This window comes from Acidovorax sp. PRC11, assembly GCF_031844105.1.
Classification (GTDB): domain Bacteria; phylum Pseudomonadota; class Gammaproteobacteria; order Burkholderiales; family Burkholderiaceae_C; genus Paracidovorax.
Genome location: NZ_JAUZUQ010000036.1, coordinates 21,649 through 28,442, shown reverse-complemented (window position 1 = coordinate 28,442; position 6,794 = coordinate 21,649). Strand labels below are relative to the sequence as shown.

Annotated in this window: 3 protein-coding genes; 1 reads left to right on the top strand and 2 read right to left on the bottom strand. The window is 72.2% G+C overall.

Annotated features, from left to right (window positions below; all coding sequences use genetic code 11):
• Window positions 1-246: 246 nt before the first annotated feature.
• Both yccS and ppc read right to left on the bottom strand, forming a co-directional pair.
• Entirely contained in the window at window positions 247-2,712 is a 2,466-nt protein-coding gene (yccS, locus tag Q9R47_RS23300; RefSeq protein ID WP_311235495.1) for a YccS family putative transporter, read from the bottom strand.
• Between the two features lie 142 nt (window positions 2,713-2,854).
• On the bottom strand, window positions 2,855-5,764 hold the full coding sequence (ppc, locus tag Q9R47_RS23295) for a phosphoenolpyruvate carboxylase (protein ID WP_404977205.1): 2,910 nt from the start codon (window positions 5,762-5,764) through the stop codon (window positions 2,855-2,857).
• 55 nt (window positions 5,765-5,819) lie between these two features.
• Between ppc and hemC the strand changes: the two genes are divergently transcribed.
• Window positions 5,820-6,779, top strand: coding sequence for a hydroxymethylbilane synthase (gene hemC, locus Q9R47_RS23290; RefSeq protein WP_311235493.1), 960 nt, complete (start codon window positions 5,820-5,822; stop codon window positions 6,777-6,779).
• Window positions 6,780-6,794 lie beyond the last annotated feature (15 nt).

Sequence of the window (6,794 nt, the reverse complement as noted above, 5' to 3'; positions counted from 1 at the left end):
GCAGCGCGAAGCGAGTTCCACGGCGCCGCCCCGCGACCGAGCACCACAGGCTGCCCCCTTCGCCCCCCAGGGGCGAAGGGGGACGCAGACACCAGGGTCGCCTTTTCTTTGCCTACTTTCTTTTGGCGAAGCAAAAGAAAGCAGGTGCGCCGCCGGGCGCACATCCCGGCCCCGGGAAACAAACCCACCACCCTCGCCCAAAACCACCACAACAACCAACGTCACCAAGAATCAACAAAACCCCAGTTACGCCTTCCCCACCAACGCCCCCGCCGCCCCCTCGATCACCCCGAGTTGCCGGCACACCAGCGCCACCTGCGTCTGCAACACGCGCAACGTCTCCGCCGACACCGCACCGTCCCCTCCCTGCAGCGCCCCGGCATCCGCCGCCTGCTCCAGCGCCGCGGCCAGTGCCAATGCACGCGATTGCGTCTGGGATTGCGATTGCGATTGCGATTGCTTCTGAGCCTGTGGCCGCACCTGGGCCACGCCGGCATCCGCATCCACATCCACATCCACATCCACATCCGCATTCCCATCCGCCCCCGCCACGGCCCCGGCGACCACCGCCGCCCCGGAATCCACCTGCCGCCGCTGCAGCCCCGCCGCCAGGGCTTCCAGCCGCTCCGCCGCGTAGCCTCCCGCCTCCTGCGCAAGGTCCGCCGCTTCACCGGCCGGCCTTGCCCGGTGCGCGCCCAGCGCCGAGAGATAGCTCAGCAGCGTGTGCGAGGCCACCAGCATCCGCATGCCCGCCAGCGAGTGCGAGCGCACGTGCCGCGGCTCCTGCAACAGGTGCGAGAGCGTGGTGGACAGGGCCGCGTCGGCGTTGTGCGCATTGCGCCGCGCAAGGCGGTAATCCAGGTCGTCGGCCTTGCCGGTGGCGTACTGCGAGAGGATCTCGCGCAGGTAGTGGGCATGGGCGGCCAGGGCCCGGGCCGCCACGGCGGCGAGCCGGCGGCCCTGCCAGTCGGGCAGCACCCAGAGCATCGCGGCCGCGGCGATCGCGCTGCCGATCATCGTGTCCCACAGGCGCGGAAGGATCAGCCCGTGCGCCGCGCCGGTGGCCTGGTTGAAGCACATCAGCACCAGCAGCGTGATGGCGGCGGTGGCCGTGAGGTAGTGCGTGGTGCGGGTGACGAAGAACAGCACGCCCGCCGCCACCGCGAACAGCGCCTGCAGCGGCAGGCTCGGGAAGAGCCGCAGCAGCGCCCAGCCCACGAGCAGGCCCACGGCCGTGCCGGCGATGCGCTGCGACACGCGCGTGAGCGTCGCGCCGTAGGTGGGCTGGCAGACGAACAGCGTGGCCAGGGGGATCCAGTAGCCGTGCACCGGGTCGATGAGCTGCATGATGCCGTGGCCCGCCGCCAGCGCCAGCGAGAGCCGCACGGCGTGCCGGAAGAGCGGCGCGCCGGGATGCAGCTGCGCCCGCACGCGGCCCCAGGCGTCGGCCAGCGAGCGCGGGGAGCGGTCCAGCAGGCTGCTGTCGCCGGCCCGCTCGCCGCCGTCCGGGTGCGCCGCCGCATCGAGCTGGCCGTCGAGCGTGGCGAGGTTGCGCGCCAGCGCACGCAGGCTGCGCAGGGGCCGGTGCCACTCGGCGCGGCCCTGGGCCTCCAGGTAGGCGATCGCGTCGCGCAGGTCGCCCATGGCGCGCGCCACCGCGCCGTCGCGCACGAAGGGCTCGTGCATCTGCAGCGCCTGCGCGATGCGCGCACAGTCCACGCCCTGCAGCTGCAGCACGCGCTGGGCGCGGTAGAGCACGTCGCTGTGGAACAGCACGTCCGCCCATTCGTTGTAGTGGTGGTGGGAGGAACTCGCCCGCTCGTGAATGTCCTGCGCGAGGAAGTACAGGTTCAGGTGCCGCAGCATGCGGCCCGTGGGCAGGGTGGCCCGCGCCCCTGCGCCCCAGCGGCTGAAGATGCTTTCCTTGGTGGCGTTGAGGGCGCCCACCAGCCGGCCGTTGGTCTGCGCCAGCGCCAGGCGGCGGCGCTCCACGTCCACGCCGCGCACCGGCTCGAACAGGCTGGCCTTGAGCCGCAGGTAGGCGCCCAGCTGGTCGTAGAGCCGCGCGAGGTTCTGGCGCACCGGCTGGTGCGGGAACAAGGCGCACCAGAGCAGCGACAGGAGCGCATACCACGCGGCCCCCGCCAGCAGCAGCCCGGGCACGTGCCATGGCCCGCCGGCCGGCGCATGCGCGGCCACGCTGCCCGGCGAGGCGGTGATGGCCGCGTACAGCGCCAGGATCACCGTGGCGGAAGAGATCGCCCGGTACCGCTCGCCGATCGCGCCCAGCATGGTGAAGCCGAAGGTGGAGAGCGCGAGCCCCGCCACGAACCACGCCGGATGCGGCAGCAGCAGCTGCACGGAACTGGCCGCCAGCGCGAAGCAGGCCAGCATCACCAGCACGGCGCGCAGGCGCCCGCGCCAGCTGTCGTCGGTCTCGGCCAGCGCGCTCGCGATGATGCCGAGGAAGATCGGTGTCACCAGCGCCACCTGGTCGCGCCACCAGCACAGCGCCATGGCGCCGCTGAGCGCGATGAACACGCGCAGGCTGTAGACGAAAGCGTCCTGCGCCCACAGGCGGCGCAGCCAGCCGGCGGCTCCCGGTCCGGCGGGCCCGCCAGGCGCCTGCAGAACCGCGCCTGCCGCCGTGGCCGTGGCCGTGGCCGTGGCCGTGGCCGTGTTCTTCGTCGCCGTGTTCGTCTTCGGTTCCATCACCCTCGTGGCCTTCCCGGCCTCCGTTCACTCGCCCGCGGCAGCGCCGCCGCAGGCCACGGACCGGATTCAGCAAGAAGCAGGCCCGGGCATGCCGCCGGAGGGCCCGCGCGACCCGTGCCGGGCCGGTGCCGCACGCACCTCACCCGGTGTTGCGCAGCCCCGCCGCGATGCCGTTGATGCTGATGTGGATGCCCGTCTGCACCCGATCGCTGCCCTCGCCGGAGCGCCAGCGGCGCACCAGTTCCACCTGCAGGTGGTGCAGCGGATCGATGTAGGGGAAGCGGTGGCGGATGGACCGCGCGAGCGCGGTGTTGTGCGCCAGCCGCTGCCGGTCGCCGGTGATGCGCGCGAGCGCGTCCACGGTGCGCTGCCATTCGGCCTCGATCGCGCCGAACACCTTGCGGCGCAGGCGCGCGTCCGCCACCAGCTCGCTGTAGCGCGACGCCAGCGCCAAATCGCTCTTGGCGAGCACCATGTCCATGTTGGAGAGCAGCGTGCGGAAGAACGGCCACTGCCGGTACATCTTCTGCAGCAGCGCCATGCGCGCCTTGGGGCTCTCGCCCGGCGTTTTCACGAAGGCCTCCACCGCGGCGCCGAAGCCGTACCAGCCCGGCAGCGTGAGCCGGCACTGGCCCCAGCTGAAGCCCCAGGGAATAGCACGCAGGTCCTCGATCTTCTGGCTCGGCTTGCGCGAGGCCGGGCGCGAGCCGATGTTCAGCTCGGCGATCTCGCGGATCGGCGTCGAATTGAAGAAGTAGTCGGCGAAGCCCGGCGTCTCGTATACCAGCGCGCGGTAGGCCGCCATGCTGGCCTCGGAGAGTTCGGCCGCCGCGTCGTGGAAGGCCGGCGTGGCGGATTTGGTGGGCTGCAGCAGCGTGGCCTCCAGCGTGGCTGCCACCAGGGTCTCCAGATTGCGCCGGCCGATCTCGGGGTTGGCGTACTTGGAGGCGATCACCTCCCCCTGCTCGGTGAGCCGGATCTGTCCGCGCACGGTGCCGGGCGGCTGCGCGAGGATGGCCTGGTAGCTCGGGCCGCCGCCGCGCCCCACCGTGCCGCCGCGGCCATGGAAGAGGCGCAGCCGGATGCGGTGGCGCGATTCGAGCGCGTCGAACAGTTCCACGAGCGCGATCTCGGCGCAGTACAGCTCCCAGTTGCTGGTGAAGATGCCGCCGTCCTTGTTGCTGTCGGAGTAGCCGAGCATGATGTCCTGCTCGGCCCCGCTGCGCTGCACCAGCGCGGCGAAACCCGGCACCTCGTAGAGCGCGCGCATGATCGGCTGGGCGTTGCGCAGGTCGCCGATGGTCTCGAAGAGCGGCACCACGATCAGGTCGGCGCGCGCGTCGGGCGCGTCCAGCGTGCCGTGCATCAGGCCCACTTCCTTCTGCAGCAGCAGCACCTCCAGCAGGTCGCTCACGGTTTCGGTGTGGCTGATGATGTAGTGCCGGATGGCCTGGGCGCCGTACCGCTCGCGCATGCGCCGCGCGGTCTCGAAGATCGCGATCTCGCCGCGCGTGTGGTCGGAGTATTCGGCGCCCACCACCCGCAGCGGCCGCGCGTCGCACAGCAGCCGCACCAGCAGCGCCTCGCGTTCGGGCTCCGGCAGGCCGGCGTAGTCGTCCTCGACCCTGGCCGTGGCCAGCAGTTCCGCCACCACGCGCTCGTGCTGGTCGGAACTCTGGCGCAGGTCCACCGTGGCGAGATGGAAGCCGAACACCTCCACCGCGCGCACCAGCGGGTGCAGGCGCTGCGCGGCCAGCGGCGCGCCGCGGTGCGAACGCAGCGAGGCCTCGATCACGCGCAGGTCGGCCAGGAACTCTCCTGCATCCGTATACGGGTTCTGCGGCGCCACGGCATGGCGCGCGGCCTCGCCGCCCGTCAGCTCGCGCAGCGTGGCCGCCAGGCGCGCATAGATGCCGGTGAGCGCGCGGCGGTAGGGCTCGTCCTGCCGGTGCTCGCTGGTGTCGGGCGAGCGCTCGGCCAGCTGCTGCATCTCGGGCGAGACCTGCACCAGCCGCGCCGAGAGCGACAGCTCGCCGCCCAGATAGTGCACCTCGGTGAGGTAGTGGCGCAGCGCCACCTCGGCCTGCCGCCGCAGCGCGAGCGAGAGCGTGTCGGCGCTGACGTTGGGATTGCCGTCGCGGTCGCCCCCGATCCACTGGCCCATGCGCAGGAAGCTCGCCACCGGATGGCTGCCGAGCGCGCGCTCCAGGTCCTCGTAGAGCTTGGGGATCTCGCGCAGGAAGGTCGATTCGTAATACGAGAGCGCGTTCTCGATCTCGTCGGCCACCGTGAGCTTGGAATAGCGCAGCAGGCGCGTCTGCCAGAGCTGCGCCACGCGGGCACGCAGGCGCGCATCGTTGGCGGCGAGTTCGCGCGGCGTGAGCGCGTCGCGCGCGGCCTTGTAGAGCTGCGCGCGGGCATGGATCTCGTCGCGCTCGGCGAGCAGCTCGGCGATGTCGCGCTCGGCATCCAGGATGCTCTTGCGCTGCACTTCGGTCGGGTGCGCCGTGAGCACCGGCGCCACGTAGCTGCGCGCCAGCGTCTGCGCCACGGTGCGCGGCGCGATGCCGGCCCAGCGAAGGCGGGCGAGCGCCACTTCGATGCTGCCCTCCTGGGCGCTGCCGGCGCGTTCGTGCACCGTGCGGCGGCGGATGTGGTGCCGGTCCTCGGCCAGGTTCGCGAGGTGGCTGAAGTAGGTGAAGGCACGGATCACGCTCACGGTCTGGTCGCCCGAGAGGCCCTTGAGCAGCTTCTTGAGCGCCTTGTCGGCCTCCTGGTCGGCGTCGCGCCGGAAGGCCACCGAGAGCTTGCGCACCTGCTCCACCAGATCGTAGGCGGCCACGCCCTCCTGCTCGCGGATCACGTCGCCGAGGATGCGCCCGAGCAGGCGGATGTCCTGGATCAGCGGCTGGTCCTTGTCGGCGCGCCGGCCGGCGGAGGGCGAGGCCTCCGGTTCGGGTGCGGATGGGGTCTTGCGGGAAGGCGTCGCATTCATGCAGAGGGTCTCCTGGAGGCGCGCGCACGAAGGGCAAGTGCTGCGGCGCAGCATGCTAGCATCCCCCACAGGCCCGTCGGCGTTCGTCCGCACGGCCCGGAACACCGCGATGCCATCCTCCCCCACCCCCACGTCCTCCGCTCCTTCCGCCCCCCTTTCCATCGTCATCGCCACGCGGGAGAGCCGGCTCGCGCTCTGGCAGGCCGAGCACGTGCAATCGCTGCTGCGCGCGCGCGGCCATGCGGTCGACCTGCTCGGCATGACCACCAAGGGCGACCAGATCCTCGACCGCACGCTCTCCAAGGTGGGCGGCAAGGGACTCTTCGTGAAGGAGCTGGAGACCGCCCTCGAGGAAGGCCGCGCCCACGTGGCCGTGCATTCCCTCAAGGACGTGCCGATGGAGCTGCCCGAAGGTTTCGAGCTGGCCTGCGTGATGGAGCGCGAAGACCCGCGCGACGCGTTCGTCTCCCCGCGCTACGCCCGCCTGGCCGACCTGCCGCAGGGCGCGGTGGTGGGCACCTCCAGCCTGCGCCGGCAGGTGCTGCTGCACGCACTGCGGCCCGACCTCGTGATCCAGCCGCTGCGCGGGAACCTCGACACCCGGCTGCGCAAGCTGGACGAAGGCCGGTACGACGCGATCGTGCTCGCCGCCGCGGGCCTCAAGCGCCTGGGCCTGGAGGACCGCATCCGCGCGGTGTTCGAGCCCGACGAGATGCTGCCCGCCGCCGGCCAGGGCGCCCTGGGCCTGGAAGTGCGCGCGCAGCGCCACGACCTGGTGCAGGCCGTCGCGCCGCTCGCCCACCAGGCCACGTGGCTCTGCGTGGCGGCCGAGCGCGCCGTCAGCCGCGCGCTGGGCGGCAGCTGCTCCGTGCCGCTGGCGGCGCACGGCCGCTGGGCCGACGGCGGCCGCACGCTGCGGCTCGACGGCGCCTGGGGCGACCCGGAAGGCGTGCGTCCCCTGGTGCGCGTGCAGGTGTCCGCACCTGTCGCCACCCTGCCCGAGGCCGAGGCGCTCGGCTCCGCCGTGGCGGCGCAGCTGCGCGCCAGCGGAGCGCAGATCCCGGCCTGAAAGACACCGCTTCGT

Coding starts and splice junctions, on each gene's coding strand:
- yccS (WP_311235495.1), bottom strand. CDS start 2,712: ATGGAACCGAAGACGAACACGGCGACGAAGAACACGGCCACGGCCACG.
- ppc (WP_404977205.1), bottom strand. CDS start 5,764: ATGCTGCGCCGCAGCACTTGCCCTTCGTGCGCGCGCCTCCAGGAGACC.
- hemC (WP_311235493.1), top strand. CDS start 5,820: ATGCCATCCTCCCCCACCCCCACGTCCTCCGCTCCTTCCGCCCCCCTT.